The sequence below is a fragment of the Serratia marcescens genome (assembly GCF_001902635.1).
Classification (GTDB): domain Bacteria; phylum Pseudomonadota; class Gammaproteobacteria; order Enterobacterales; family Enterobacteriaceae; genus Serratia; species Serratia marcescens_F.
The window spans coordinates 1-26231 of the sequence record NZ_MJAO01000025.1; the positions used below are offsets into that span (position 1 = coordinate 1).

Annotated in this window: 27 protein-coding genes; 21 read left to right on the plus strand and 6 right to left on the minus strand. The window is 56.2% G+C overall.

Annotation, left to right across the window (positions count from 1 at the left end; translation table 11 throughout):
- From BHU62_RS20360 to BHU62_RS25070, 7 genes are all read left to right on the plus strand, one after another.
- Positions 1-121, plus strand: a 121-nt coding sequence (locus BHU62_RS20360; RefSeq protein ID WP_139282307.1) for a DUF987 family protein, incomplete at its 5' end; no start/stop codon positions are given.
- Between the two features lie 14 nt (positions 122-135).
- On the plus strand, positions 136-780 hold the full coding sequence (locus BHU62_RS20365; protein ID WP_073534015.1) for an antitoxin of toxin-antitoxin stability system: 645 nt from the start codon (positions 136-138) through the stop codon (positions 778-780).
- Positions 781-831: 51 nt separating this feature from the next.
- Positions 832-1188, plus strand: a complete 357-nt coding sequence (locus BHU62_RS20370) for a type IV toxin-antitoxin system YeeU family antitoxin (RefSeq protein WP_073534017.1) — start codon at positions 832-834, stop codon at positions 1186-1188.
- Positions 1189-1239: 51 nt separating this feature from the next.
- Positions 1240-1617: a TA system toxin CbtA family protein gene (locus BHU62_RS20375; protein WP_073534020.1), complete on the plus strand. Its 378-nt coding sequence runs from the start codon at positions 1240-1242 to the stop codon at positions 1615-1617.
- A complete protein-coding gene (locus tag BHU62_RS20380) occupies positions 1614-2105 on the plus strand; it encodes a DUF5983 family protein (protein ID WP_073534024.1) in 492 nt (163 codons plus the stop codon). The genes BHU62_RS20375 and BHU62_RS20380 overlap by 4 nt, the downstream gene beginning before the upstream one ends.
- 126 nt (positions 2106-2231) lie before the next feature.
- Positions 2232-3077, plus strand: a complete 846-nt coding sequence (locus BHU62_RS20385; protein WP_073534028.1) for a DUF4942 domain-containing protein — start codon at positions 2232-2234, stop codon at positions 3075-3077.
- Between the two features lie 11 nt (positions 3078-3088).
- Entirely contained in the window at positions 3089-3754 is a 666-nt protein-coding gene (locus BHU62_RS25070; RefSeq protein WP_139282308.1) for a hypothetical protein, read from the plus strand.
- A 48-nt stretch (positions 3755-3802) separates the two neighbouring features.
- Here BHU62_RS25070 and sugE read toward each other — a convergent pair whose 3' ends face one another.
- Together sugE and BHU62_RS20395 are read right to left on the minus strand one after the other, a co-directional pair.
- Positions 3803-4120: a quaternary ammonium compound efflux SMR transporter SugE gene (sugE, locus tag BHU62_RS20390; RefSeq protein WP_073534030.1), complete on the minus strand. Its 318-nt coding sequence runs from the start codon at positions 4118-4120 to the stop codon at positions 3803-3805.
- Positions 4121-4458: 338 nt separating this feature from the next.
- The gene (locus BHU62_RS20395; protein ID WP_073534032.1) at positions 4459-5172 is read right to left on the minus strand and encodes a pirin family protein; all 714 of its coding nucleotides are present in this window, start codon (positions 5170-5172) and stop codon (positions 4459-4461) included.
- A gap of 20 nt (positions 5173-5192) precedes the next feature.
- Between BHU62_RS20395 and BHU62_RS20400 the strand changes: the two genes are divergently transcribed.
- The 10 genes from BHU62_RS20400 (at position 5193) to BHU62_RS20445 (ending at position 17931) form a co-directional block, all read left to right on the plus strand.
- A complete protein-coding gene (locus tag BHU62_RS20400) occupies positions 5193-5882 on the plus strand; it encodes an NmrA family NAD(P)-binding protein (protein WP_078062090.1) in 690 nt (229 codons plus the stop codon).
- A 921-nt stretch (positions 5883-6803) separates the two neighbouring features.
- Positions 6804-8099 carry a lysine N(6)-hydroxylase/L-ornithine N(5)-oxygenase family protein gene (locus BHU62_RS20405; RefSeq protein WP_073534039.1) on the plus strand — a complete coding sequence of 432 codons (1296 nt, stop codon included), beginning with the start codon at positions 6804-6806 and terminating at the stop codon, positions 8097-8099.
- 50 nt (positions 8100-8149) lie between these two features.
- Entirely contained in the window at positions 8150-9028 is an 879-nt protein-coding gene (locus BHU62_RS20410; RefSeq protein ID WP_073534042.1) for an ATP-grasp fold amidoligase family protein, read from the plus strand.
- Positions 9029-10344: 1316 nt separating this feature from the next.
- The gene (locus BHU62_RS20415; RefSeq protein ID WP_073534045.1) at positions 10345-10755 is read left to right on the plus strand and encodes a GNAT family N-acetyltransferase; all 411 of its coding nucleotides are present in this window, start codon (positions 10345-10347) and stop codon (positions 10753-10755) included.
- Between the two features lie 27 nt (positions 10756-10782).
- Entirely contained in the window at positions 10783-11472 is a 690-nt protein-coding gene (locus BHU62_RS20420; RefSeq protein WP_073534047.1) for a helix-turn-helix transcriptional regulator, read from the plus strand.
- 20 nt (positions 11473-11492) lie between these two features.
- The gene (locus tag BHU62_RS20425) at positions 11493-12794 is read left to right on the plus strand and encodes a cytosine permease (RefSeq protein ID WP_073534136.1); all 1302 of its coding nucleotides are present in this window, start codon (positions 11493-11495) and stop codon (positions 12792-12794) included.
- A 539-nt stretch (positions 12795-13333) separates the two neighbouring features.
- Positions 13334-13948 (plus strand): helix-turn-helix domain-containing protein, encoded by a 615-nt coding sequence (locus BHU62_RS20430; RefSeq protein ID WP_073534050.1) that lies wholly within the window; start codon positions 13334-13336, stop codon positions 13946-13948.
- The gene (locus BHU62_RS20435; protein ID WP_073534054.1) at positions 13949-14845 is read left to right on the plus strand and encodes a queuosine precursor transporter; all 897 of its coding nucleotides are present in this window, start codon (positions 13949-13951) and stop codon (positions 14843-14845) included.
- Positions 14823-15662, plus strand: a complete 840-nt coding sequence (gene queF, locus BHU62_RS20440; protein ID WP_073534057.1) for an NADPH-dependent 7-cyano-7-deazaguanine reductase QueF — start codon at positions 14823-14825, stop codon at positions 15660-15662. The genes BHU62_RS20435 and queF overlap by 23 nt, the downstream gene beginning before the upstream one ends.
- 124 nt (positions 15663-15786) lie before the next feature.
- A complete protein-coding gene (locus tag BHU62_RS20445) occupies positions 15787-17931 on the plus strand; it encodes a phosphocholine-specific phospholipase C (RefSeq protein WP_073534058.1) in 2145 nt (714 codons plus the stop codon).
- A gap of 75 nt (positions 17932-18006) precedes the next feature.
- Here the strand turns inward: BHU62_RS20445 and exbD are convergent, their stop codons facing one another.
- Positions 18007-18429: a TonB system transport protein ExbD gene (gene exbD / locus BHU62_RS20450; RefSeq protein WP_073534059.1), complete on the minus strand. Its 423-nt coding sequence runs from the start codon at positions 18427-18429 to the stop codon at positions 18007-18009.
- A 3-nt stretch (positions 18430-18432) separates the two neighbouring features.
- Entirely contained in the window at positions 18433-19410 is a 978-nt protein-coding gene (gene exbB, locus BHU62_RS20455; protein ID WP_073534060.1) for a tol-pal system-associated acyl-CoA thioesterase, read from the minus strand.
- A gap of 430 nt (positions 19411-19840) precedes the next feature.
- Here exbB and metC point away from each other — a divergent pair, with 430 nt between their 5' ends.
- Both metC and BHU62_RS20465 read left to right on the plus strand, forming a co-directional pair.
- Positions 19841-21037, plus strand: a complete 1197-nt coding sequence (metC, locus tag BHU62_RS20460; RefSeq protein WP_073534061.1) for a cystathionine beta-lyase — start codon at positions 19841-19843, stop codon at positions 21035-21037.
- 145 nt (positions 21038-21182) lie between these two features.
- Positions 21183-21845 (plus strand): DedA family protein, encoded by a 663-nt coding sequence (locus BHU62_RS20465; protein WP_073534062.1) that lies wholly within the window; start codon positions 21183-21185, stop codon positions 21843-21845.
- 10 nt (positions 21846-21855) lie between these two features.
- Here the strand turns inward: BHU62_RS20465 and BHU62_RS20470 are convergent, their stop codons facing one another.
- On the minus strand, positions 21856-22776 hold the full coding sequence (locus BHU62_RS20470; RefSeq protein ID WP_073534063.1) for a LysR family transcriptional regulator: 921 nt from the start codon (positions 22774-22776) through the stop codon (positions 21856-21858).
- Positions 22777-22883: 107 nt separating this feature from the next.
- Here BHU62_RS20470 and BHU62_RS20475 point away from each other — a divergent pair, with 107 nt between their 5' ends.
- Positions 22884-23912, plus strand: a complete 1029-nt coding sequence (locus BHU62_RS20475) for a zinc-dependent alcohol dehydrogenase family protein (RefSeq protein ID WP_073534064.1) — start codon at positions 22884-22886, stop codon at positions 23910-23912.
- Between the two features lie 19 nt (positions 23913-23931).
- Here BHU62_RS20475 and BHU62_RS20480 read toward each other — a convergent pair whose 3' ends face one another.
- Positions 23932-24819, minus strand: coding sequence for an AraC family transcriptional regulator (locus BHU62_RS20480; protein ID WP_236720693.1), 888 nt, complete (start codon positions 24817-24819; stop codon positions 23932-23934).
- Positions 24820-25045: 226 nt separating this feature from the next.
- On the opposite strand from BHU62_RS20480, the gene yqhD reads away from it, so the two are divergent.
- The gene (yqhD, locus tag BHU62_RS20485; RefSeq protein ID WP_073534068.1) at positions 25046-26209 is read left to right on the plus strand and encodes an alcohol dehydrogenase; all 1164 of its coding nucleotides are present in this window, start codon (positions 25046-25048) and stop codon (positions 26207-26209) included.
- Positions 26210-26231: the final 22 nt, after the last annotated feature.

Genomic DNA, 26231 nt, shown 5'->3' on the forward strand with positions numbered 1-26231 from the left:
TATCTGCCACTACGCAGGGCGGGAGGTACAGGATGTCAGCGGTGTGCTGGCCGTCTTCGCGGAGCGCCGTCAGGACCGCAACGGCCCGTATGTCGTCCTGCGCAGCGTCACGCTGAACTGAGTAAGGAATAACAGATGAGCCAAATTATCTCCACCACCGTTTATACGCTGGATGAACTATCTGAATCCGCCAGGGAGAATGCCCGTAGCTGGTATCGTGAGCATGCGCTGAACGATGACTGGTATCAGAATGTGTTTGACGAGTTTACCGGCATCTGCAGCATCCTGGGCGTAGATATTAAGCTGTACCGGGTTCCTCTCCTGTCAGGCGGCAGCCGACAGCACCACTGCATCTGGTTCAGCGGTTTTTGCCATCAGGGAAGCGGCGCTGTTTTCGAGGGGGGCTATGCTTACCAGCCGCAGGCGGTATATCAGATCAGGGAACACTTTCCTGAAGACGCTGACCTTCACCGGATTACCGATTCACTGCAGGCCGTCCAGCTACACAACAGCGGCGAACTTCGCGCCAAAATCCGTCATAACGGTCAGCATATCCATGAATCCTGCATGGCAATCGCGGTCGAACGCCACAGCCCCTCCGGGCAGGACATGACCTCAGACAGTGAGGTGGCTATAAGCGAAGCCCTCCGGGATCTGGCCCGCTGGCTATACGACTGGTTGGAAAGCGAACACAGCTGGCAGACCTCCCCCACCCTCATTGATGAAGACATCATCGACAATGAATACACCTTCACCGGATCAGGTCAGCGCTTCGGCTGACCTGATGTCCATTAAACAACGTTTCTTAATTCACTTTTAACGAGGCTAATCATGCCAGATATTCCCACCACAGATGACAATATGGACGTACCGCGCTGGGGCCTGCATCGCGATATCACACCGTGTTTTGGTGCACGATTGGTGCAGGAAGGCAACCGGCTGCACTATCTCGCCGACCGCGCCAGCGTCGCCGGCACGTTCAGCGACACGGATTTACGCTATCTTGATCAGGCGTTTCCGCTGCTTTTGAAACAGCTTGAATTGATGCTGGTTTCCGGTGAACTCAATCCCCGCCATCAGCACTGCGTCACGCTGTATGCAAAAGGGCTGACCTGTGAATCAGATACACTGGGGTCGCATGGGTACGTGTACCTGGCTATTTATCCGACACCCGCAACAACCGCGTAAAGTTTCTTACTCCTTATCCTTGTTTTTACCCATCAACAAAGAGATCCAGCTATGCAAACCCAACCACTATCCTCAACCCGGGAGGCCTCACCACGCCCGTCTCCCGTGGAGATCTGGCAGCAGCTCCTGAGTCACCTGCTGGACCAGCACTACGGTCTGACGCTGAACGATACGCCGTTTGGCAACGATAGCGTGATTCAGGAGCATATCGACGCCGGAGTATCACTGTGCGACGCGGTGAACTTTATCGTGGAAAAGTACGACCTTGTCCGTACTGACAGACGCGGCTTCAGCGCAGAAACACAGTCACCGCTTATCGGCAGTATTGATATCCTCCGTGCCCGGAAGGCGACCGGGCTGTTGACCCGTTATGGCTACAGACCTGTGACAGATCTCATTACCGGCAAATACAGAAAGGAACAACAATGAAGCTGTCCCTGACGGTGGAAGCCGACACCATCAACGTACTGGCCCTCAATATGGGCCGGATCGCCATAGATATTGACGGCATTGAGCTGGCCGACCTGATCAATGTGGTCTGTGACAACGGCTATTCACTTCGTATTGCTGATACCCCCGGGAAGCTGATTGTTGAAGATCCGCTACCACCTGTCACCCGCCTGAGCGGGATCCAGTGCAGTACCGCGCATATTACCTGTGAAGATAACGCTATCCTCGACCTGGCCGCTCTTCAACGCCACGACGGCGGCAACGGCGACTGGATACTGTACACCGGTTACGGTTGCCTGCTCAGACTTAGCGCTCGCTTATACCCGGTGCTGGAACTGAAGCGAATGGGGCTTTCAAAAGACTGCCGTCGGTTAGTGACCACGCTGATACGACGTTACGGGATCGATATTCTGCATCTGGATGCAGCAGGCGACCTGTTACCCGGTTTTGCCACTTTCGACTGGTAGGCTCTCATTCCGACATATTCAGCCTCTGCAACACATCCGGTCAGAATAATCACAGCCCGATATTCACCCTACGCATAAGCGCCAGCCCTCACCAACTGGCGTTTTGCTTTATATAAGGAAATAAACATGTCAGAACTGACTCTCACCGAATCCGAAGTGTTAATCGACCATACCGATGTAATTTGCTCGACCAGCATTGAACGTATCGTCACCGGACGCAACGCGGCGCTGGCGCAAATTGAAACGCTGATACAGCAACTCGACGATATCTCGACGCTGACCAGCAACATCGGCGGTGGTAAAGCAAATGAATGGGGAGTACGGCAATACCGTTACGACTGCTGGCTGATGGAGAAACCTGAAACAGCGATGAAGGCCATTACCCGCAACATCGATCGCAGCATCTGGAAAGACCTGATGAATAAGTCTGGAATGCTGGCGCTCATGGACGCACAGGCCCGCGACGAGTGGTACAACAGCCTGGAGAAAGACGATATTCCTGCTATCAGTGAAGAAAATATCCTTAGCACTTTTAAACAATTACATCTGAATAAAGGTGAAGTCTTCGAACGTGGCGTGGTTAACGTGTTTAAGGGTCTGAGCTGGAATTTTAAGACAAACAGCCCCTGTAGGTTTGGCGGGAAAATCATCGTGACAGGGCTGGTCAAATATGACCGGTGGGGGTTTGGTCTGAACTGGGGCTGGCAGCGTGATCGCCTGGCTGACCTTGAGCGCATGCTGATGCTTCTTGATGGAAAACCTGTTCCCGACAACCGTGCTGACGTTACCCGTCGCCTGGGAGACCATATCCATGAGAACAGGCACAGCAATCGTTACGAGGATGAGATGTTTGTGATTAAGTATTTTCAGAAGGGAACGGCGCATATCACCTTTAAACGACCAGAACTGGTCGATAAGCTGAATGACATCATCGCCCGGCACTATCCGGGGGCGTTGCCCGCTAAACAGTAAGGAACCAAATTATGGTATCATCTTCAAACACGGATGGTGCTCACTGCGATTCCGTAGTAGATCACTACACCTTGCCATCAAATAGCATTCAGATGGATGTAAAAGTTCCTGTTCAACCATCAAATTTTGACGCTTTGCAGAAGGGGGCCTTAATGGGGGCCTCAACATTTATGGAACAAGATAAAAACCATACTAATCAATGCAATTACAAAACAAAATCCATTCCGAGTCCGGGCACCATTTTCAGAAGAACCCGCCTATGGCGGGTTTTTCGCTTTCTGGGGACAGGACTCTCCATCGAACTGCGTTCGATTATTCGGCCAAAGGCCTCACCCTGCGGGCCAGCGCTAAAACGCTGTTCAACACGGCGCCAGCGCCGGTTGTCCGAGTCCGGGCACCATATTCAGAAGAACCCGCCTATGGCGGGTTTTTCGCTTTCTGGGGTACGGACTCCCCTCTGCTTTTATCAATCTGAACGTTATCACTGCATTGTCGACAGGTTTTCATGCGTGAGGCAATCAATAAAGAATGACATAAACTTAAGTTTATCTTCATCGCCAGCGGGAATATGGGATAAACCCATGTTGCTTCTGAATAGCGACTCAAACGCAAATTTATCCCTTAGCGATAAATGCAAAATTTTTGAAAAAAGCGTTGTGACTATAAGAATGTTTTAATCATGGACGAGGGCGAAGACACGCCCTCGCTTAGTGCAGGAAAAGTGATTACTTCGTTGCCATCTTCAACAGCACGACGCCGGCGAGGATGAGGCCGGCAGCGACTACGCGGGCCAGGTTCAACGCCTCACCAAACATGGTGATACCGATAATGAACGCGCCAACGGCCCCGATGCCAACCCAAATGGTATACGCCGTACCTAACGGTAAGGTTTTCATGGCGTAGGCCAATAAGCCAAAACTGAGTAACATGAAGAAAAGCGTGATGGCGCTAGGCACCAGACGTGTAAATCCGTGGGATTCTTTCATTGCGGTGGCCCAGACGACTTCAAATACGCCTGCCAATACCAGATACAACCATGCCATATTCAAATTCCTTACGCTATGGGTCGTCCCGGGTAATAATAAGGCCACGACAGGTCGTCCCGCGCGAGCGTAATAGTAGCAAACGCCTCTGGAAATTCAAGCCAGCCATTTTTGACGTGTTATGTCCTAACGAGGGGAATGGGGGATCTCTTTTCTCCTGTCAGCCGGATAGATCTCGACGTGTCAGTCGCAATAGATTTCATTCCTCTCTTGCCGTTCCTCTCACGAGCAATATTGTGCTCTTCGCAGAGAACACAATATACCGGGACGAGCTGGGTCAACGATGGGGGCTTTCGGCAGCACTGATTACCCACAACAAGCTGCGGTGAAAGGCCAGACTAGCGATAGACAGGAATGGTCCCCGACGAAGTTTGGCGATCCCCTTCTTGCTTTAATTTTTTCCACAATTCAACAATATGGCTCTCCCCCGCCTTAAGCGCCGCCGCTGACGTATGTACCGAGTAACTGCCCAAATGGAGCGGATACGGATGTGGTATGGCTGAACCCAACACGAAGGTTGCCTCTTTAGCCCCAGAGTTAACGACATTAATGGGCGCTTCGCCGGGTTCGAAGACGACGATTTCACCCTCTTCAATCGAGGTATCGGCATCCAGTGAGCCTTTAGCCAGCGCCAACCAGCCAACGCGGTGCCCGGCAGGCGGCTGATAGCGCCACCGTTCACCCGGCCCCAGCGTCACCAGCAAATAGTTGACTCCCGCCGGTGCAGGCACCGGTGCGCTCACCCCTTCATAAGTGCCCAGAATGACGCGAGCCGGGCCAACCTGCGGAATATGCTCCGTCTCAATATAACGGCTGACAGGGGGGCTGTTTTCCAGCTCTGCAGGCAGCGCAAGCCAAAGCTGGAAACCCGTAATGCGTGGAACATCGGCAGGCGATAACTCCTTGCCGTGCCAGACACCGCCCCCGGCCCGCATCCATTCAACCCCGCCGTAGCCCAAGGTTCCCGTACCGTTATCCGGATCGTTGTAACGCAACCCCCCTTCGATAGGAACGGTAACGGTCGCCACACCGGAATGGGGGTGCAAAGGCATATCGGCAAGAGCCAGAGGTCATTAAGGCGGACATCGAACAAAGAGAAACGCTGCATGCCGCTTTTAGTGGAGCATACGGCGTTTTTTCCGTGCAAGGTTCCGAGCAAGGGGCAGAGATAGAAATACGTCAGGGCAAGGCGGTGGCAGACGCAGCACGGGCTGCCGGAGTCGAACACTTTATTTACTCCTCCGTGGGCGGAGCAGATCGCCGTTCGCGCGTGCCCCATTTCGACAGTAAATGGCAGGTTGAAGAACATATCCGCCGCATCGGCTTACCGGCGAGCATTGTACGGCCCGTATTTTTCATGGATAACTTCGCCCAGTCTAATATGCGCACAGTATTAATGGCGTTAATGCGGAGCTATTTGCCCAAAGAGAAAACATTACAAATGATCGCGACCGCTGACATCGGTAAGTGGGTTGAAAATGCTTTCTCACAACCCGATGAGTTTATCGGCAAGGCGGAGGAAATAGCCGGTGATGAACTGACCCGCCCACAGATCGCGGCGACCTTACGCCAATACGGTTGGTCAGCAGGCCTGCCATTCCCTATGCCCAGACTCCTGTTACGACTGCTCCCCTACGATGCCCGCAGGATGTTCGAATGGTTCGGCGAATCGGGTTACACCGCGGATATTGCCGGACTGCGGAGCCGGCAACCCGAATTGCTCACTCTTGATGACTGGCTTCGCGCACAGAACTCTGCGTAGCCTTCTTCAATCATTCATCGGGCCGCAAAGCGTGGCGGCCCCAAAATAAAGAGGACGTATCATGCACACTAATGTATATACACCAGAGAATTGCGCCCTGCTGTTAATCGATCATCAAACAGGCACAATCTCCTGGACACACTCGCACGATGCCGCAGATATGCCGTGTTGTGGGCACAAATTTCCCTGGCAGCCTTCTATCAGCATTAGTTAAACAAACAGTAAACCCGGGAGTTAACGCGAACAATCCACACCCACAAGTTTATGCAACTAAGGAGGTAAAATCTTACTGTTGAGGGTAATAATAAGGAAAGATGAGGCTCATAACGCCATGCCCCCCCCCTGGTTAACGGGTACCAAAACCTGTCACAAGATAAAGCTAACCCATTGAACCAATTAAATAAAAATAATAATCAATAAAGAAATTTCATAATTTCACTTCTGATTTCATATTTTCAAAAACCGTCTTACTTCTAATATCACGTTATTTCACCTTCCCAGTGCCTATTTTAAGGCTATTCTAAGCAACGAATACCTGATCCCAGAAATGCAAAGCGAACGCAGGCTGGCGCATACACCAGAAAAGCAGTTCAAAACCCAGACGGTTGGTACCCTTGCTGGGTTACCGTTTCATGTCGTGATGAATCAGGCATATCGGATTTTTACTTAGGAATATTAATTAAAAACACACGCAAGCTTTCATAGGGACTTTCATGGAAAGAAATACACCCGTAGCCCTTACCTTATGTGCTACCGAACGCCAAACGGGCATTTTAAAGTGATGTATTTTTAGCCCGCACATCTTTTAATTACACGTAGTGATTAAAACTTACTTATAAGAAAAAGGCAGCCTGGTTGCTATAAGCCACCCCTATGCAGCCGTATTTCTGGGTATTATTCTCATTATACTGGAGCTTATTAATGAATCAGCGTTTGGATATCATCGGTATTGGCCTTGGCCCGTCTAATCTTAGCCTGGCGGCCTTAGGGAGTGAAATAGAGGGATTTACGGGGCAATTCCTCGAACGCAAGCCTCATTTCTCCTGGCACCCGGGCATGATCCTGGCGGATTGCAGCATGCAGACCAACTTTTTAAAAGATCTGGTGAGCGCAGTTGCCCCAACCAATCGCTACAGCTTTCTCAACTATCTGGTAAAAAACAGAAAATTCTACCGTTTTCTGACGACGGAACAGCGTACCGCATCGCGTGAAGAGTTTGCCGATTACCTCACTTGGGCCGCCAGTGGGATGGGCTCGTTGGCGTTCAATCAAGACGTTCAGCGGGTCGAATTTGACGATCGGCAACGCCAGTTTGTGGTGACCACCTCGAATACGGTATTCCACGCCAGGCACGTCAGCATCGGTATTGGTAAGAAAATAAAGTTGCCGGATTGCGTGACGGCGCAAAGCGATCGCTGTTTCCATGCCAGTGAGATGATGCTGCGCAACCCCGATCTGACAGGCAAACGCGTGGCGATCGTCGGCGGCGGCCAGAGCGGCGCAGACCTGTTCCTCAATATTTTTAAAGGGGAATGGGGGCAACCGGCACAGCTCGACTGGATATCGCGCCGCAACAACTACAACGCGCTTGATGAAGCGGCCTTTGCCAACGAATATTTCACGCCCGATTACGTCGAGAGCTTTTACTCGTTGGATAGCGCAGCCAAACGGCATATGCTGGCCGAACAGAAGATGACCTCAGACGGCATCACCAGTGAGTCGCTGCTGGCGATTTATCGCGCCATGTATCATCGTTTCGACGTACTGCGTGAGAAATTATGGGTGCGCCTGCTGCCCAGCCGCTCGCTGACGGCCGTGAAACACACGCTGGATAACGCCTACCAACTCGAAACGCGTCATCATCTCGATCACGGCCAGGAAGCCTTCAAAGCGGACGTGGTGATCTTCGCCACCGGTTATCAGCCGGCGATACCTGAGTTCCTTGAACCTTTAACCCACCGTTTGCTGACCACTGCGGACGGCGAATACCGCATAGCCCCAGACTTTACATTTGAGTGGGAAGGCCCCGCGGAGAACTGCTTATTTGCAATGAACGCCAGCATGCATAATCACGGCATTGCCGATCCTCAGTTGAGCCTGATGGCGTGGCGATCTGCCCGCATTCTTAATCGGGCGTTAGACCACAAACCGTTTGATCTGGGAACAACGCCGACAGCAATTCAATGGCGCAGTGAAAGCGTGTCCCCCACATTTTAAATGCAAGAAGGTCTGAATCACTGTCATTACGCTATGATGGAATTACTTATATGAAGAGAAAAATCAATAAGTTTATTATGAATCAACTGGCCGTATTGGCCCCCGAATTCAAGGCCAGATTGATCTACAAAAGGGCATTTGGCAAACCGTTAAACTTACAGGCGCCATCCACCTGGAATGAAAAGATCAATCACCTGAAGTTGAATGGCTATAGTCACAATGCGTTGGTGAAGCAGTGCGCAGATAAATATGCGGTAAGAAAATACATCAAAGATCAAGGATGCGAAGAGATCCTTAATGAATTGTATTTTTCCTGTGATTCTGTAGACGATATTCCGTGGGACACATTGCCGGATAAGTTTGTGATCAAAGGAAACCACGGCTCCGGATATAACCTGATTTGTCAGAATAAAAAGTTACTGAATATCAAGAGCGCCAGCAAATTGATAGATGGTTGGATGAAAGATGATTATTGGAAAACCTATGTAGAGCTCAACTACAAAGGAATACAAAAAAAGATCATTGGGGAGAAGTATATCGAGTCGGCCAATGGTCACGGGCCTGAAGACTATAAGATTTATTGTTTCCGTGGCGTACCTTACTGCACGTTACTGTGCGTCGGCAGAGATACCGGGGCGCCGAAATATTACTTCTTTGACAAAGATTTCAAGTTCCTTTGCTATAGCGAGGACTGCCTGGCATTGAACCAGGAGGAAATCGACGCCTTCGTGAAGCCAGAAGGATACGATGAGCTGTTCGAGTACGCCACGCGCTTGTCGGCGCCCTTTGAGTTTGTTCGCGTTGATTTTTACATCTCTCAAGGCCAAATCATTTTTGGCGAGCTGACCTTTACCCCATCGGCCGGGCTTGATACGGATATCCTGCCGCCGACAGATATCTTGCTTGGCAAGATGTTGACGCTGCAGTAATGCGGGCTTGCCGGGAGCCCGCCAGGACCGTGGATAATACGCTGAACATCAGTAGAACCCGTGCAAGCGTTGGAAAAGATAAAGCGGCGCATTGTCAGTACTAACACACCCCACAGGGGAAATACCGGCTACCGGCACTGCTGCCGTTTTGCAGACTGTCTGTCGGTATTTTCCTTACTTGCATCTGCCGCAGGGCCGACTTTTCGCGTCCATCCACCCCTCCCCCTCTGGGCTCACGGCTGGGCGAACAGGCAAGCCAAGCAACGGCTAAAGCGACGATGTGCGCCAAGCCCAGGGAAAAATGCCGGTCTGATGACAGTAACCCCGCCTCTTGCCGATCTGAGCAATGTCACCCGTAAACACACCCTCTACACGAACAGCATAACCCTTTGAAAATAAATGTTATTAGCTTATCAATAAGAAACACTTACATATTTATAATAAAATGTTCTATATGTATAGGAAGCTATAATATAAGATGTTGGAAAGTTTCCCTGGTGTTGTTGTGTGTCTTTGCCCTATTTTATAGGGCTTTTTTCCCTAAACCCCCTTGATAACAGCGCAATTACATACATTTCCCCTGTTCCACCTCGCCATAAAATCATAACCATTTCTAATTAATTTAAATACACCCCATTCATAACACACCAATTATAACAAAGAGTTACTATTTGCAGTGTAAAGCGACTGGCGGTTCATTTTCCTGACTGCGGCCACGTTTCACCGCCATAATGCCCGCTCTGACGGCTATCCGCGGCATATGTCCTCAGCCGCAATGCGGTATAGATGGCGTTAAATGCCAATTCTGCGCATCAATGCCGCCGCCACGCCGGCATTGGCTGATACAACATCAGCGAGATGAGTAAGCGAGAGAGAATATCGACCGCATTTTCACCTGCGGTTCATATCTTCCGATGAGAATACCGTTTAATATCTGAGACGGACGAGGGCCGGTTCGCCCTGAGAGATGCCCGGTAACCGAGCTTGTGGCAGTTCAACGCAGAAACAAAGCGGCTCCCCCGTCGGCAAGTCAGCTTGCTCTGTCCGGTGGAGCCATACATTACTGCAGTTTTCCCGGTGGGGCCCTGGTGAGGCGCAAATAGGAAAAGATGGTGTAAGCAGGGTATTTCAGCGTTTGAATACCGCCTGTTTCACTCTTCTTCAACCCTGCTGCACTCACTATAAGCGTCTTCTCACCGGGTGGAAAAGGGTGAAAACCACCCTTGAAATACATTAACGAAAGTGATATTAGAACCTGTTAAGGCAAAAGTGCCTAATTCAGTTTTGAATAATTAAATCAGGGAATTATATTAAAAATGAATATTAATATCACCGACAAACCCAATCCGCAGGATGAAGAGTTCGTTATCGACAACCTTTGGGCGCACAACCATAAAACCCAGCCAGTAGACATCCACCCGCTGTTCCTGACCGTCACCGACGACAACCAGCAGATCGTCGGCGGCCTGGTGGCACGCACCTGGTGGGGCGGCCTGGAAGTGCAGTATCTGTGGGTCGGCGATCAATGTCGCAACAGCGGCTACGGCCGCCAGCTGATGCAACAGGCCGAAGAAGAAGCCCGCAAACGCGGTTGCCACATGGCCTATGTCGACACCTTCGATTTCCAGGCCAGAGGCTTCTACGAGAAACTGGGCTACCGGGTCTACGGCGAGCTGGGCGACTATGCGCATCGCCACACCCGTCATTACCTGGCTAAAAGCCTGTAACGCAGCCTGAGCGGATCAGAGGTGGGTATGGGTTCCTCGCATAAAAATAATGAATCTTATTTTAAGGGCCTCATCACCATGATGGAGCACCTGAGCGAGCCCTGGGGCATCAAAGACCAGCTGTCCCGCCACCTCTATATGAACCGCGCCGCTTATCTTTATACCAATACGCCGCTGAACTTCGACGTCGCCGGCAAATATGACCACGAGTTCCCCGCCGACTGGGCCGACTCTGCCGCCGACTTTATCGAGCATGACAAAATGACCGAAGCGGCGCGCGATCGGGTCACGGTCATCGAAACGCACTATTGGTACGGCAAAGACAGCCTGGCGCCGTTTATCAGCGAAAAACTGCCGGTTTACAACGATGACAAACAGGTGATTGGCGTGATTTGGAACGCCAAGCCGATGAATAGTCTGTCGCCGATGAAATACATCAACCAGCAAAAGCCCAGCATCTTGACCACCGAAGTCAGTAATGAGCTGTTCACCCGCGCTGAATTAGATGTCATTTTCCTTATGCTGCAAAGATTTACGGTGAAGGAAATCGCTAAAATCTATAGCGTCAGCAATAAGACCATCGAAAACCGTATTTATAACATTTACCAGAAGGCCAACGTACATACCCAGCAGCAGTTTGAGGAGTACTGCAAATGCGCCAACCTGGATAACTATATTCCCGACCGCCTGATAACCAAGGGCATTCAGTTTATTTGAACCGCAAGGAAGACCTCACCGTGATAAAGATCGAAGATTATCCGCTCACCCGGGTGCCACAGGATAAAAGAGTGTCGTTTTTAAGCGTGGCCATCGTGCATATGGGCATGTTGACCGCGCTGGACCAGTTTATGCTCGGCGCCGTACTCGGCAACTCCATGACGCTGATTGACGCCTTCAGCGCTATTTTCGTCGGCAGCCTGATCTTCGGCGTGGTGACCTACGGCCTCGGGTTGGCGGGCATGCGCGAAGGGATCTCCGGCAGCCTGCTGGCGCGCTGGTGCGGCTTCGGCCGCCTGGGTTCAGTGCTGATCGGCGTAGTGGTGGCCGTCAGCCTGCTGGGCTGGTTCGGCATTCAGAACGCCATTTTCGCCAAATCGCTCGACTTCGCACTCGGCAATAAGCTGGGCTTTGGCCTGGCCGCCGGGCTCTCGGGCACGCTGCTGACCATCCTGGTGGCGTTCGGCTTCAAGGCACTGCGCATCGCCGCCCGCATCGCGGTGCCGATGTTCATCATGCTGGTGGCCTATATTTCGGTGACCGCGCTTTCCGGCCATAACCTGCAGGAGATCATCCAGCTGGCACCGCCGGGTGAGCCGCTGACCATCAGCGCCGGCATCACCATCGTCGTCGGCGGCGCCATCGTGGCCAGCCTGATGACCCCCGATCTGACCCGCTACTCCAAAAACGGCAAACACGTGCTCGGCGTGACTATCTTCACCATTGTCGCCGGCGAATTCGTGGTGAACGGCCTGGCGATCCTGATCGCCAAAACGCTGGGCACCGCGGACGTGGTCACTATCATGTCGCAAGCAGCCGGCGGTGCCGGCCTGCTGGTGGTGGTGTTTTCCACCCTGCGCGTCAACGATCTCAACCTGTACTCCTCTTCGCTGGGCATCGTCAACGCGGTGGAGGGCATCACCGGTAAAAAGCTGAAGTACACTTACACCACGCTGGTGATCGGCATTCTGGGCACCACACTGTCGGTGCTGGGTATTCTTGACCGCTTCGTCGACTTCCTGACGGTGCTTGGCGTGGTATTCCCGCCGATTATCGGCATCATGCTGGTGGACTATTACCTGCTGCGCAGCCACCGCAAAATCCTGGATGAGAGCCGGCGCGCCGGCCGATTGCCGGACGAAACGCCGACTATCGGCTGGGCGGCGATCGTCGCCAGCATCGCCGGCGGAGCCGTCGGTCTGGCAACCGAATGGGGCGTACCGACCATCAACTCTCTGGCCGCCGCCAGCCTGCTTTACTGGGTGCTCAAACTGGCCTTCAGCCGCGCGCAAAAGCCGTTGGCTTCGCAGAAATCGCTCTGATTTTCGCACAGGCGCTAATCCACTCCTCCGGTGACGGGGGAGTGTTGCTCACTTGGACATAGGCAGAATTCAATGCAGAAAACGGGCCGATCGCGCTGACAAACGGCCGTGGTGAGAGGGTCCCTGGTGTCGGTAGCAAGAAGCTATCCATTATGCTCAGAGTGTGGGAACGCCCGCCCTTCTGAGCTTTTTATTATAAATAACCTGCGGCTTCAGTGTCTTGATCGTAAAGAAAAAACTTCAGCTTGCATGAACAGTAGCCCATAAAATCCGCTTTGGTCAACATAAAAGTAAACATAAAATCGACTTTTGTGTTCACTTTTCCATAAGCAAAAGCCAATCAATTGATTTGCACCGCTTTATCATTCTCGTAGATAAAACATGCTACACCGCCGGCATCACGCCGCTTATTCACGAAGATAATGACAGCAATTACCATCATTAATCAGCCAGTTAGCTAACGTTATCACCCTTTTTATCTGGACAACGCCGATGCGTAAGATATAGTGAAGCCTGCGTAATGATTGTAAGGACGGCCGATGAAAACCACCAACGCACAGCGCAAAATCAACATCATTAAAAATATTGAATATCTGATGCGCACCCGCGGTGAAACCAAGGCTTCCTTTTCCAACCGCAGCGGCCTGACGCGCACCACCCTCTACAAAATCCTCGACGGGCGGGTGAACAACGTCCAGCAATCCACCGTCAACCGGATTTCCGATTTCTTCGGCGTCTCCTGCGAAGAGATCGAAGACTACGATCTGGAAAAATTGGAGCGGCTCAACGAAACGTTGTCCACCGAAGGCAACAAGAACCCTTCCGCCGTTCCGGTGATCCCACAGTCGCGCTATCTGGCCGTCTCGCAACGCAAGATCGGGCAGCTGGTCACAGAGTTTCCTTTGACTTATTTCTTCGGCGATGAGTCAAACATGTTGGCAATGAAAATAGAGACCGAAATTAAAGGGTCATTTATTCCCGGCGAAGTCATTATCATCAAACGTCCGCCGGTACTGATTTGCGATTCGCCTTTATTGTATCACTCGGGAAAAAGCGGCTTCTTTGTGGTTAACGGCAAAGAAAGCGAAGGCATGGATAAACTCCCTCAGGACACCGTGCAATTCCTGGGTTATATCGTTGGAGAAAGGCTATAAATGGAACCGAATCAGAAGTTCAAGCTGTTGGGCTTTACCCGGCATGGCACTATAGCGGCCAATGTCATGGTATTGGCCACCGGAAAAACCATTACCATGGGGCTGAATGAACTGGCCGACAGTGAAATATCAGAAGATCTGAGCCGGCATGAGCTGCAGGCGCTGTACCGCAAACTCTATGGCGACAAGCAGCAAAAAACCGCCTACGAGCTTAGCGACCGTCATGAACGCTCCTGGTACGCCTATCTGATCATCACCGTAGCGCTCAGCGTGATTTATATCTTCTCGACCCTGTGCGGCGTCAAACCGATCCAAATCCCGGTGCTGAATCTCATCACGCCACCGGCGATCTTCATCTACCCGCTCACCTTCATTCTGGTGGACATTCTGAACGAGTTCTATGGATTGCGGCTGGCCAGGCGCACCATCATCATCTCGTTTATCGCCAACCTGACCTTCGTGCTGGGCGTTTGGGTGACGACGCTGGTGCCGAGCATTCCGCAGTGGGAGTACAGCGAGACCTACAACGGCATCGTGCACAGCATCATGGCGGTGTTGGTGGCGTCTTCCGCGGCCTATCTGATCTCCGAAAACGTCAACTCCTACCTGCTTTGCAAAATCAAAGAGTTGACCAACTCCCGCTACCTTTTCGTGCGCGTGATCACCAGCACCGTGGTGGCCTCGGCCATCGACAGCGTGGTGTTCTGTACGCTGGCATTCTACAACGTGCTGAGCTGGGACATCATCAAGACCATGATCCTGTCGCAGTTCCTGATCAAGGTGGTCTACGCCCTGCTGGGCGTCGGGCCGATCTACGCCACCCGCAGTCTGTTTAACCGCTACATCAATACCGAACAAGCAAAAGGCAATGAATATGCATATCCAAAAGCAAGATAAGATCACCCATCTTGGCGCGAACTCCGATTATCCGGATCAATATGCTCCCGCATTGCTCGAAGCCTTACCGCGCGCGCGCGGCCGCGATCTGATCGGCGTGGACGAGCGGCAGCTGCCGTTCAGCGGCTTTGATCTGTGGACCGCCTTCGAGCTCTCCTGGCTCAACGCCAAGGGCAAACCGGTGGTGGGCATCGGTGAATTTACCTTCCCGCACTCTTCTTCAAACCTGATCGAATCCAAGTCGTTCAAGCTGTATCTCAACAGCTTCAACCAAACGCGCTTCGACAGCGTGGAACAGGTGAGCGCCGCCATGCAAAAAGATCTGTCGCAGGCGGCCAACGGCACGGTCACCGTCACGCTCTATCCGGGGCTGGAAGGCTACCCGGTGCAGATCGATCGCCTGCCGGGCGTCAATATCGACGATCAGGATATCGCGGTCGACGACTTCGCCTTCAAACCGGAATACCTGAGCGGCGCGGCCGATCGGGGGGATCTGGTGGCGGAGACGCTCTCTTCCAACCTGCTGAAATCCAACTGCCTGGTCACCAACCAGCCGGACTGGGGCAGCGTCGTGATCCGCTATGAAGGCCGCAAAATCGATCGTGAAAGCCTGCTGCGCTACCTAATCTCCTTCCGCCAGCACAACGAATTCCACGAGCAGTGCGTCGAACGCATTTTCAACGACATCAAGCAACACTGCCGCCCGGAGAAACTCAGCGTATTCGCGCGCTACACCCGCCGTGGCGGCCTGGACATCAACCCCTTCCGCAGCGATTTCGAAACGGCGCCGGCGCTCGGCCGCCTGATCAGACAGTAAGCGTTATCTCCACAATGCTCCCGCCAGGGAGCATTGTTTCCCCCACGTTCATCTCCCTGTTATTTTTCGCCATTATCGTCGTCAGCGGCTATCTTCAAAGCACACTGACGGAGAATAACGACGCATGCCTGACCTTTCACGCAGAGACGTACTGCGGGCTGCCGCCATCGGATCGGCTTTCTCGCTGTTGCCCGCCTCAATTCGCAAAGCGCTGGCCATTCCCGCCAACAACCGCACCGGCACTCTGCGCGATGTCGAACACGTGGTGATCCTGATGCAGGAGAACCGCTCTTTCGACCACTACTTCGGCACCCTGCCCGGCGTGCGCGGCTTCAGCGATCGTTTTACCATTCCGCTGCCCGGTGGCCGACGCGTCTGGCAACAACAGGGGGCCGAGCGGTTGGTGCTGCCCTACCATCTGGACAGCAAGCGCGGCAACGCCCAGCGCGTCACCGGCACGCCGCACTCATGGGTCGATGAGCAGGCCGCCTGGGATCACGGCCGCATGAGCGCCTGGCCCACCTACAAAACGCCGGCTTCAATGGGCTACTACCGTCAGCACGAGCTGCCGTTCCAGTTCGCGCTGGCCAACGCCTTTACCCTGTGCGATGCCTATCACTGCTCTATTCACGCCGGTACCAACACCAACCGGCTGTTCCACTGGACAGGCACTAACGGCCCGTCCGCCGCCGACGTGGCGGTCGTGGTCAACGAATGGTACAGCCCCGGTCCGGCGGACATCGGCTATCAGTGGAAAACCTATCCGGAACGGCTGGAGGAGAGCGGCGTCAGCTGGAAGGTGTATCAGTTCCTGCCGGATAACTTTACCGACAACCCCCTGGCGGGTTTCCGCCAATATCGCGCCGCCAGCATTCAGGTGGGCAATCCGGCGCGGCCGCCGAAAGACTTCAACGCTTTCGTGCCCTATCGCGACGAGCTCAACAAGGCCGCGCCACTGTACAAAGGTAACGGTAACACCCTGCCGGCCGCCGATGGCAACGATCTCGACGCCATGCTGGCCGGATTCCGCTCCGACGTGCAGCAGGGCAAACTGCCGCAGGTCAGCTGGATCATCGCGCCGGCGGCCTATTCGGAACACCCCGATCCCTCTAGCCCGGTGCAGGGTGGCTGGTTCACCCAAGAGATCCTCAATGCATTGACCGACAATCCGGCGGTGTGGAGTAAAACCGTCCTACTGGTCAACTACGACGAAAACGACGGCTTTTTTGACCATATGCCTTCGCCTTCCGCACCGTCGCTGCGTGAAGACGGCAGCTTCGCCGGTAAATCGACGGTGCCGTTCGATACCGAGATCTTCCAGCACGTGGCGCCCCCCGGCTCGCAGGATCAGCCGCCGCCGGACGGCCGCATCTACGGCCCCGGCCCGCGGGTGCCGATGCTGGTGCTGTCGCCCTGGAGTCGCGGCGGCTGGGTCAATTCACAGGTGTTCGATCACACCTCGGTGCTGCAATTTTTGGAAAAACGCTTTCAGGTGCATGAACCCAACATCAGCCCCTGGCGCCGCACGGTGTGTGGCGATCTCACCTCAGCGTTCAACTTTGTCGACCCTAACGGCGAAGCATTGCCGAGGTTGCCCGCCACCAGCCGCCACGCCGCCGACGGCCTGCGTCAACGTCAGGAACAGCTGCCGCAAGTGCCGTTGCCATCACCCGCCCACCAGCGTTTGCCGCACCAACACCGCCTGGCGCGCCCTTCCCGCGCGCTGCCCTACCAACTGCATGTCGAAGCCGCCGTCGCGGCCGAGCAGCGCCGCGTGACGCTGAACCTGTTCAATACCGGCGAGCAAGGCGCGGTGTTTCACGTCTACGACCGGCAGGACCTGACGCAGATCCCACGCCGCTATACCGTCGAGGCCGGTAAGGCGGTCAGCGACGACTGGCTGACGGAGGATGAGTACCATCTGTGGCTGCTTGGCCCCAACGGTTTTCATCGTGAATTGCGCGGGCTCCTGAGCCGGCCACAGCCGGAGGTGCGTTTGCGCCCAACGGGCCGCAGCCTGCAACTGCTGCTGAACAACCCAGGCGCCGAAGCGATAACGGTGACCCTCGAACGCTGCCCTTACACGCAGCAAGGCCCGTGGCCTATCACGCTGCCGGCGGGCGGCAGCCACCAGCAAACGTTTGACGCCCGCGCCAGCGGCGGCTGGTACGATCTTACGCTGCACAGCCCCGGCTGGCAGCGCCGCTTGGCAGGCCGGCTGGAGAACGGCGAACACAGCGTCAGCGATCCGCTGATGGGCCAGGCGTGAGGCATAAGAAGTGGGGGGAAAATTCTCTCGGACAGTAAAAAGGGCGCCTGAGCGCCCTTTGTCGTTTTAGCGCCGCTATTTGGCGGCGCCTTCCATGCCCACCAGCCCTACTTTCAGGTAGCCGGCTTTACGCAGGGTGTCCATCACGCTCATCAGCGTTTCATAATCCACACTCTTGTCCGCCTGGAAGAAGATGGTGGTTTCTTTGTTCGCCTGGGTATGTTGATCCAACACCGAGGTCAGCTGATCGGCAGTGACCGGCTGATCGCCGACGTAGAGCTGCTTGTCAGCCTTCACCGACAAGAATACCGGTTTCTCCGGCCGCGGCTGCGGTTTGGCGGAAGAAGCCGGCAGATCGACGCGGATATCTACCGTTGCCAGCGGCGCGGCCACCATAAAGATGATCAACAGCACCAACATGACGTCGATAAACGGCGTCACGTTGATTTCATGCAGTTCGCCGCTGTCGTCCAGATCTTCATTTAAGCGCATCGCCATGACTCACCCCGCCCGCAGTTGATGTGCGTGTTGTGAGCGCTTGGCTTCCGCCGTCGCGGCCAGATCCAGATCGCGGCCCTGCAGCAGCAAGACCTGCGCCGCCACGTCACCCACCTGGGCGCGATGGCCGCTGATGACGCGGGCGAAGATGTTGTAGATAACGACGGCAGGGATCGCCGCCACCAGGCCCAGCGCGGTCGCCAGCAGTGCTTCCGCGATGCCCGGTGCCACGACCGCCAGGTTGGTGGTCTGCGAATGGGCAATGCCGATGAAGCTGTTCATGATGCCCCATACGGTGCCGAACAGGCCGACGAACGGCGAGATGGCGCCGATGGTGGCCAGGAAACCGTTGCCGCGGCCCATGTTGCGGCTGTAGGCCGCCACGCGGCGCTCGAGGCGGAAACCGGTACGCTCTTTGATGCCGTTGTTGTCATTGGACTCTGCGGACAGCTCCAGTTCGTTTTGCGCGTCGTTCAGCAAAACCGCGCTGACACTCTCCGGGGCGAAATTCTGCGCCAGCTCGGAGGCTTCATCCAGCGAGCGCGCGCCGGCCAGCACCAACTGCTCGCGGCGCAGACGGCGCTTGGCGCGGAACAGTTCGCTGCCTTTGGAGAACAAAATGGTCCAGGTCACGATCGAGGCCAGCACCAAACCAATCATCACCGCTTTCACCACCGCGTCGGCGTGCTGATACATGCCCCAAACGGACAGGTCCATACCGCGGGTTTCCGGTGGTTGGATCGTTGGCGCCGGGTTCACCGGCGTGATGTTCTCTGGCGCGGCTACTGCTGGTGCAGGCGCGGCAGCCGGTGCGACGCTTTCGGTAACGGCCGGGATGGCCGCCGGCGCAGCCTGCGCGCTGCCGGCCAGCCCAACCACCAGCACCATTGAAGCCATCAGGCTACGGCCAAACGCCTTGCCCCACTGCGCCCGGCCCTGGCCGAACGATCCTTGATTTACATTCTTGCCAGCCGTTTTCACGCTGTGCCTCCACCCATTACCGATCAAAATTAAGGAATAATTCAGCGTGCGATCATATCAAACCAATCGGGGATTGATAGTAGTTCTCATTATTATTTGCCAAATAAACGAGAAAATTTTAGCCAACACCGCCGTAAAGCGCCAATCTGCGCCCGTTCAGCGCTAGAAGCCCCTTTTATGGGGTTATTTCGTTACTTTTCTTCCACAGCGGCGCAACAGCGCCACGCTGCCGAACGGCGTTTCGACCGATGAATGGGCTTCTCTCTCGCTCCTCGGCAGAAGGATGACGCGAAAAATTCACGCCCAACAGCAAATTATAGCCGTTTCTGTATCTGGAAGTTAAAACGTCTGGATGGCTATATTAACTCATGCTAACGTAAGGGCTATCGTAAACGGGCAGTGCAGAGCAACCAGAGGTGAGCCAGGTACCATGACGTCAAAACACATCGAAACCACGCTGATCGGCGCCGGCCGCGGCAAGCGCTACACCCAGGGCTCCGTCAATCCCGTTATGCAACGCGCCTCTTCTCTGGTCTTCGACTCCGTCGCGGCCAAAAAACACGCCACCGCGCAACGCGCCCACGGCGAACTGTTTTACGGCCGACGCGGCACTCTGACCCACTTCGCCCTGCAGGATGCGATGGTGGAGCTGGAAGGCGGCGCCGGCTGCGTGCTCTACCCGTGCGGCGCGGCGGCGGTAGCCAACGCGATCCTGTCGTTCGTCGGCGCCGGCGATCACCTGCTGGTCACGGGTTCGGCGTACGAACCGACCCAGGATTTCTGCACCCACATCCTCGGCCGCATGAACGTCAGCACCACCTATTTCGATCCGCTGATCGGCGCCGACATCGCCACGCTGATCCAACCCAATACCCGCGTGGTGTTCCTTGAGTCCCCCGGTTCCATCACCCTGGAAGTGCAAGATATTCCGGCGATGGTGCAGGCCATTCGCGCCGTGGCGCCGGAGGTGGTGATCATGATCGATAATACCTGGGCGGCGGGCGTGTTGTTCAAGGCGCTGGATTTCGATATCGACATTTCGATCCAGGCCGGCACCAAATACCTGATCGGCCATTCCGATTACATGCTCGGCACCGCCGTCGCCAACGCGCGCTGTTGGGATCGGCTGCGCGAGTATTCCTATCTGATGGGGCAAATGGTGGATGCCGATACCGCCTATATGGCGAGCCGCGGCCTGCGCACCCTGAGCGTGCGCCTGAAACAGCACGAACGCAGCAGTATTGAAGTCGCCAACTGGCTGGCGGCACGGCCGGAGGTGGCGACGGTCAATCACCCGGCCCTGCCGAGCTGCAAGGGGCACGAGTTCTACCGCCGCGATTTCAGCGGCTGCAACGGCCTGTTCTCTTTCGTGCTGAAAGAGCGGCTGGACGACGTGCAGCTGGCCACCTACCTGGACCACTTCAACCACTTCAGCATGGCTTACTCCTGGGGCGGGTTCGAGTCGCTGATCCTGGCCAACCAGCCGGAAGAGCTGGAAGCGATCCGCCCGGCGGGCGGCGTCGATTTTTCCGGTACCCTGGTGCGTTTGCACATCGGCCTGGAGAACGTCGAAGACCTGATCGCCGATCTGGCGGCCGGCTTCGATCGCCTCAACGGCGTGCGCTGAAACGGGTTCTGGCAATTTTCTTTGTCTCGTTTAATGTCGGCTTAAGCTATTAGCGGTACACTAGCCGGGTAATTGTCAGATACGGTAACCGCCGCATCCTGGAGAACGTGATCCCGGGCGCAACCGGCATGCAACAGGACATAAAATGGATGTACTACGAGAGATTATTCATGCGCTTTGGCAGCAGGACTTTATCGCCCTTGCCGATCCAAGCGTGATTTGGGTGGTTTACGCCGTACTTTTCACCACCCTGTTTTTGGAAAACGGACTGCTACCCGCCTCCTTCCTGCCCGGCGACAGCCTGCTGCTGCTGTCGGGCGCGCTGATCGCCAAAGGCGTGATGGGCTTTGCCCCCACCCTGCTCATTCTGACCGCCGCCGCCGGCCTCGGTTGCTGGCTGAGCTATGTACAGGGCCGCTGGCTGGGCCACACCAGCCTGGTGAAAGGCTGGCTGATGCAGCTGCCGGCGCAGTACCACCAGCGCGCTCACAATCTGTTCAACCGCCACGGGTTGACGGCGCTGCTGATCGGCCGCTTCCTCGGTTTCGTGCGAACGCTGCTGCCGACCATGGCCGGCATCTCCGGGCTCAACAGCTCGCGTTTTCAGGTGTTCAACTGGCTGAGCGCGGCGATCTGGGTCTGCGCGCTGGTCGGCCTCGGCTACGCCTTCAGCCAAATTCCGCTGGTGAAACGTTACGAAAGCCAGGTAATGACCGGCCTGATGCTGCTGCCGCTGCTGCTGCTGTTTGTCGGCTTGCTGGGTGCCATGCTGGTGATCTGGCGTAAAAAGCGCGCCGCGTCTTCCTGAGCCTGGCGCGCTACAGCGCCTTCTCGACCAACGCCAGGCTGGGGGGCAGTTTGCTCACCAGCATATCCACCGCCAGCCGTACCTTCAGCGGTAGATGCGGCGTATGCGGCCACACCGCATGCGCTTCAAAGGCGACGCCCGGCCGGTCACGCAGCAAACACACCAGCGCCCCGCTCAGCAACTGCTCGCGCACCAGCCAACACGGCAACCAGGCGATGCCGAACCCCGCCATCGCCGCATCGGCGATCGCCTGCAGATCGTCCATCTGCAACCGGTTATTCGGCATCACTTCCCGCGGCTTGCCGTCGCTATCCAACACCAGCCAGCTGCACTGTGCGCCGGCGCGCATATAGGTCACCGCCTCATGCTGCACCAATTGCTCAATATTGTGCGGTTCGCCGCGCCGCCGCAGGTAGGCCGGCGAAGCACATAACGCCATGCGGTGATCGCCGATGCGCCGCGCCACCAGCCCGCTGCTGTTGGCCAGCGTGCCGTTGCGGATCGCCATATCGAAGCCGTCCTCAATCAGATCCACCACCCGATCGCTGAACGACAGCTCCAGCTCCAGGCCAGGGTGTTCCCGCGTCAGCTCGGTCAGCAGCGGCGCAATACACAAACGGCCAAACAGCACCGGCATCGACACCCGTAGCCGGCCGCTGACCTGTCGCTTGCCCGACTCCAGCAGCGTTTCCGCGCTGCGGATCTCTTCCAGCGCCCGCAGGCAACGTTCATAGAACAGCGCGCCGTCGTCGGTCAAGCTCTGGCTGCGGGTGGTGCGATGAAACAGCCGCACGCCCAGCCGCTGCTCCAGCCTGGCAATGGTTTTCCCCACCGCTGAACGCGACAGGTGCAGCCGGCTGGCCGCCAACGCAAAACTGCCCGCCTCCACGGCGGTGACGAATACCGAAATGCCGCTCAGTCTATCGCTCATGATTTGTCGCCCTAAAAGAAACAATCTGCGGAAATCTTATCGCCACTGGCGAAGCTGTATCAACGATATTATCGACCGGTCGTTAACCGCTGACTATGGAGAGCATCATGACCGACACTATGCAACGCTGGACCATGGACGCCCTGGGGCGTGAACACCTACAACTGACCGTCGGCGCTATCCCGCAGCCGGGGCCGCATGAGATCAGAGTGAAAGTGAAGGCGGTCGCGCTCAACTACCGCGACAAGCTGATGATAGACAGCGGCATGGGGCTGACATTGCCGCACCCCTTCATTCCCGGGTCGGACATGGCCGGTGAGGTCGACGCCGTCGGCCCTGGCGTCAGCCGTTTCCTGCCCGGCGCCCGGGTCATTTCCACCTTCAGCCCCGGCTGGCTAGACGGTTTGCAGAAACCGTACGGTGATGCGCGCAGTGCGCCCTACCACACCCTCGGCGGCTTCTATCAGGGGGTGCTGGCGGAATACGTGATTTTGCATGAAGACTGGCTGGCGGCGGCGCCGGCGTCGCTGGACGATGTGCAGGCCAGCACCCTGCCGTGCGCCGGGCTGACCGCCTGGTTCGCACTGGTGGAGCAAGGAAAATTGCGCGCCGGCGATACGGTGCTGGTGCAAGGCACCGGCGGCGTGGCGCTGTTCGCGCTGCAAATAGCCAAAGCGCACGGCGCAGAGGTGTACGTGACCTCCGGCAGTGATGAAAAGCTGGCGCGCGCCCGAGCGCTGGGCGCCGATCATGGCGTCAACCGGCTTAGCGGCGACTGGGTGGAGACGATTTATGAACTGACGCAAGATCGCGGCATCGATCATGTGATCGACACCGCCGGCGGCCCGAATCTGGGCAACTCGGTGCGCGCCGTGGCGGTGGGAGGCCGTATCTCGGTGATCGGCATTTTGGCCGGCGCTGAAATCTCCGCCCCTGCCGGCCTGTTGCTGCTGAAGTCGGCGGTGATCCAGGGTATCGGCGTCGGCCACCGCCGCGCGCTGGAAGATCTGGTACGCGCCGTAGACGCCGTCAAGCTTCAGCCGGTGATCGACCAGGTATACCGCTTTGATCAGCTGCCGCAAGCGTTGGATCACCTCGATCGCGGGCCGTTCGGCAAGATCGTCTTGACCCCGTAACCCGCCGCCCGGCGGCGGCTCAGCCCTCCAGCAACGGAGGGTTGGCGTCGCGCAGCCGGGCGATTTCATCGCTCGGCGTCATGCCGAACAACCGTTTGAATTCGCGGCTGAACTGCGATGCGCTTTCATAGCCGACGCGGATCGCCGCCGTGCTGGCCTTCAGCCCATCATGCACCATCAGCAAACGCGCCTTATGCAGCCGGTATGACTTCACGTATTGCAACGGCGAAGTGTTGGTCACCGCCTTGAAGTTGTGATGAAACGCCGACACGCTCATGTTGACCTCGCTGGCCAACTGCTCGACGTTGAGGTTGTCGGCATACTGATGTTCGATGCGCCGCAGCGCTTTGGCGATCTGGCTGAAGTGGGTATGGCGGTTGACCAGCTCCTGCAGCGACGCACCGCAGGTGCCGCGCAGCACGTAGTAGAGGATCTCGCGCACGATCTGCGGCCCCAGCACCCGGGCATCAAGCGGCTTGGCCATCACGTCCAGCAGGCGTTCGGTGGCGCACAGCAGCTCTTCCGTCAGCTCGGCCAGGTTCACCCCGTTACTCTCCGCCCGCGGTTGCATCAGGTAGTCGTCGTCGCCGATGTCGATCAGCAAATCCTGCAGCAGTTGGGTATCGATATTGATCGCCAACCCAACCAGCGGCAGTTCCGGGCTGGCGAAGGTTTCGCACTCGAACGGCAGCGGCACCGTCATCAGCAGGTAGTTGCGCGGATCGTACTGGAACATCTTATTGCCGCAATAGCCCACCTTGTGCCCCTGAAAGACGATCACGATCCCCGGCTCGTACATCACCGGTTGGCGCGGGCTGTGGCGATCGACATACAGGATCTTCACCCGCGGCACCGGTGACGCCGTGTAGCCGTTGCCGGTAGCGATAGCCATCGCCTGGCGTGCCATGCGGCTGCGCTGCACGTCGATTTCAATCACGGAAACACCCTCTTACAGTCAGAACGATTCGGCATAAATAATAATTTAAAACTCGCCATTTCTACAGCCACTTGTAGGAATAGGCAAGAACCAAACAGGAATGTGCATTGTGCGTCGCCGCCAGGTTCCTGACAATACGGGCCAGAAACCTTTGCGCCACTTTGGCGCTCGCCTGACAGAAAGAGAGAAATCATCCATGCAAAACTTCATTCTGCATACCCCAACCAAAATCCTGTTCGGCAAGAACCAAATTGCCGAAGTGGCCGGCCAGATCCCGGCGGACGCACGCATTCTGATCACCTACGGTGGCGGCAGCGTGAAGAAAAACGGCGTGCTGGATCAGGTGTACAGCGCGCTGGCCGGCCGCAACGTGCGGGAGTTCTCCGGCATCGAACCTAACCCGACTTACGAAACGCTGATGAAAGCGGTCGAGGTGGTGAAAGCGGAAAACATCGATTTCCTGCTGGCAGTCGGCGGCGGTTCAGTGGTTGACGGCACCAAGTTCATCGCCGCCGCCGCCCGTTATACCGCCGACGGCGATGCCTGGCATATCCTGCAAACCGTCGGCAGCCATATCACCGACGCGGTACCGATGGGCTGCGTGCTGACGCTGCCGGCCACCGGTTCCGAATCCAACAGCGGCGCGGTGATCACCCGTAAAAACAGCGGCGACAAGCAGCACTTCTTCTCGCCGCGGGTGCAGCCGCGCTTCGCCGTGCTGGATCCGGTGGTGACCTACTCGCTGCCGCCGCGCCAGATCGCCAACGGCGTAGTCGATGCCTTCGTACACACCCTGGAGCAGTATCTGACCTACCCGGTCGACGCCAAGGTACAGGATCGCTTCGCCGAAGGCCTACTGCTGACCCTGCGGGAAGACGGCCCGCGCGCGCTGGCCGAACCGGAGAACTATGCGGTGCGCGCCAACGTGATGTGGAGTGCCACCATGGCGCTGAACGGCCTGATCGGCGCCGGAGTGCCGCAGGACTGGGCAACCCACATGCTGGGTCATGAGCTGACCGCCATGCACGATCTCGACCACGCGCAAACGCTGGCCATCGTTCTGCCGGCGCTGCTGCACGAGAAGAAAGCGCAGAAGCGCGAAAAACTGCTGCAGTATGCTGACCGCGTTTGGGGCCTGCGTGAAGGGAGCGAAGAGAGCCGCATTGACGGCGCGATCGCCGCCACCCGCGCCTTCTTCGAGCAAATGGGCGTGCCGACCCGCATGGCGGATTATCAGCTCGACGGCAGCAGCATTCCGGCGCTGCTCGACAAACTGCATCAGCACGGCATGACCGCCCTGGGCGAGCACCAGGACATCACCCTGGACGTCAGCCGCCGCATTTATGAAGCGGCGCGTTAATCGCAAAACGGCGATTTTTTGC

What these genes read in the sequence shown, in the direction of transcription:
- sugE (WP_073534030.1), bottom strand. Translation starts at nt 4,120, where the DNA reads ATGGCATGGTTGTATCTGGTATTGGCAGGCGTATTTGAAGTCGTCTGG.
- BHU62_RS20380 (WP_073534024.1), top strand. Translation starts at nt 1,614, where the DNA reads ATGAAGCTGTCCCTGACGGTGGAAGCCGACACCATCAACGTACTGGCC.
- BHU62_RS20410 (WP_073534042.1), top strand. Translation starts at nt 8,150, where the DNA reads ATGAAGAGAAAAATCAATAAGTTTATTATGAATCAACTGGCCGTATTG.
- BHU62_RS20365 (WP_073534015.1), top strand. Translation starts at nt 136, where the DNA reads ATGAGCCAAATTATCTCCACCACCGTTTATACGCTGGATGAACTATCT.
- BHU62_RS20375 (WP_073534020.1), top strand. Translation starts at nt 1,240, where the DNA reads ATGCAAACCCAACCACTATCCTCAACCCGGGAGGCCTCACCACGCCCG.
- BHU62_RS20420 (WP_073534047.1), top strand. Translation starts at nt 10,783, where the DNA reads ATGGGTTCCTCGCATAAAAATAATGAATCTTATTTTAAGGGCCTCATC.
- BHU62_RS20445 (WP_073534058.1), top strand. Translation starts at nt 15,787, where the DNA reads ATGCCTGACCTTTCACGCAGAGACGTACTGCGGGCTGCCGCCATCGGA.
- BHU62_RS20480 (WP_236720693.1), bottom strand. Translation starts at nt 24,819, where the DNA reads ATGGCACGCCAGGCGATGGCTATCGCTACCGGCAACGGCTACACGGCG.
- BHU62_RS20415 (WP_073534045.1), top strand. Translation starts at nt 10,345, where the DNA reads ATGAATATTAATATCACCGACAAACCCAATCCGCAGGATGAAGAGTTC.
- queF (WP_073534057.1), top strand. Translation starts at nt 14,823, where the DNA reads ATGCATATCCAAAAGCAAGATAAGATCACCCATCTTGGCGCGAACTCC.
- BHU62_RS20385 (WP_073534028.1), top strand. Translation starts at nt 2,232, where the DNA reads ATGTCAGAACTGACTCTCACCGAATCCGAAGTGTTAATCGACCATACC.
- BHU62_RS25070 (WP_139282308.1), top strand. Translation starts at nt 3,089, where the DNA reads ATGGTATCATCTTCAAACACGGATGGTGCTCACTGCGATTCCGTAGTA.
- BHU62_RS20405 (WP_073534039.1), top strand. Translation starts at nt 6,804, where the DNA reads ATGAATCAGCGTTTGGATATCATCGGTATTGGCCTTGGCCCGTCTAAT.
- BHU62_RS20395 (WP_073534032.1), bottom strand. Translation starts at nt 5,172, where the DNA reads ATGCCTTTGCACCCCCATTCCGGTGTGGCGACCGTTACCGTTCCTATC.
- BHU62_RS20370 (WP_073534017.1), top strand. Translation starts at nt 832, where the DNA reads ATGCCAGATATTCCCACCACAGATGACAATATGGACGTACCGCGCTGG.
- BHU62_RS20430 (WP_073534050.1), top strand. Translation starts at nt 13,334, where the DNA reads ATGAAAACCACCAACGCACAGCGCAAAATCAACATCATTAAAAATATT.
- BHU62_RS20475 (WP_073534064.1), top strand. Translation starts at nt 22,884, where the DNA reads ATGACCGACACTATGCAACGCTGGACCATGGACGCCCTGGGGCGTGAA.
- yqhD (WP_073534068.1), top strand. Translation starts at nt 25,046, where the DNA reads ATGCAAAACTTCATTCTGCATACCCCAACCAAAATCCTGTTCGGCAAG.
- BHU62_RS20470 (WP_073534063.1), bottom strand. Translation starts at nt 22,776, where the DNA reads ATGAGCGATAGACTGAGCGGCATTTCGGTATTCGTCACCGCCGTGGAG.
- exbD (WP_073534059.1), bottom strand. Translation starts at nt 18,429, where the DNA reads ATGGCGATGCGCTTAAATGAAGATCTGGACGACAGCGGCGAACTGCAT.
- metC (WP_073534061.1), top strand. Translation starts at nt 19,841, where the DNA reads ATGACGTCAAAACACATCGAAACCACGCTGATCGGCGCCGGCCGCGGC.
- BHU62_RS20435 (WP_073534054.1), top strand. Translation starts at nt 13,949, where the DNA reads ATGGAACCGAATCAGAAGTTCAAGCTGTTGGGCTTTACCCGGCATGGC.
- BHU62_RS20465 (WP_073534062.1), top strand. Translation starts at nt 21,183, where the DNA reads ATGGATGTACTACGAGAGATTATTCATGCGCTTTGGCAGCAGGACTTT.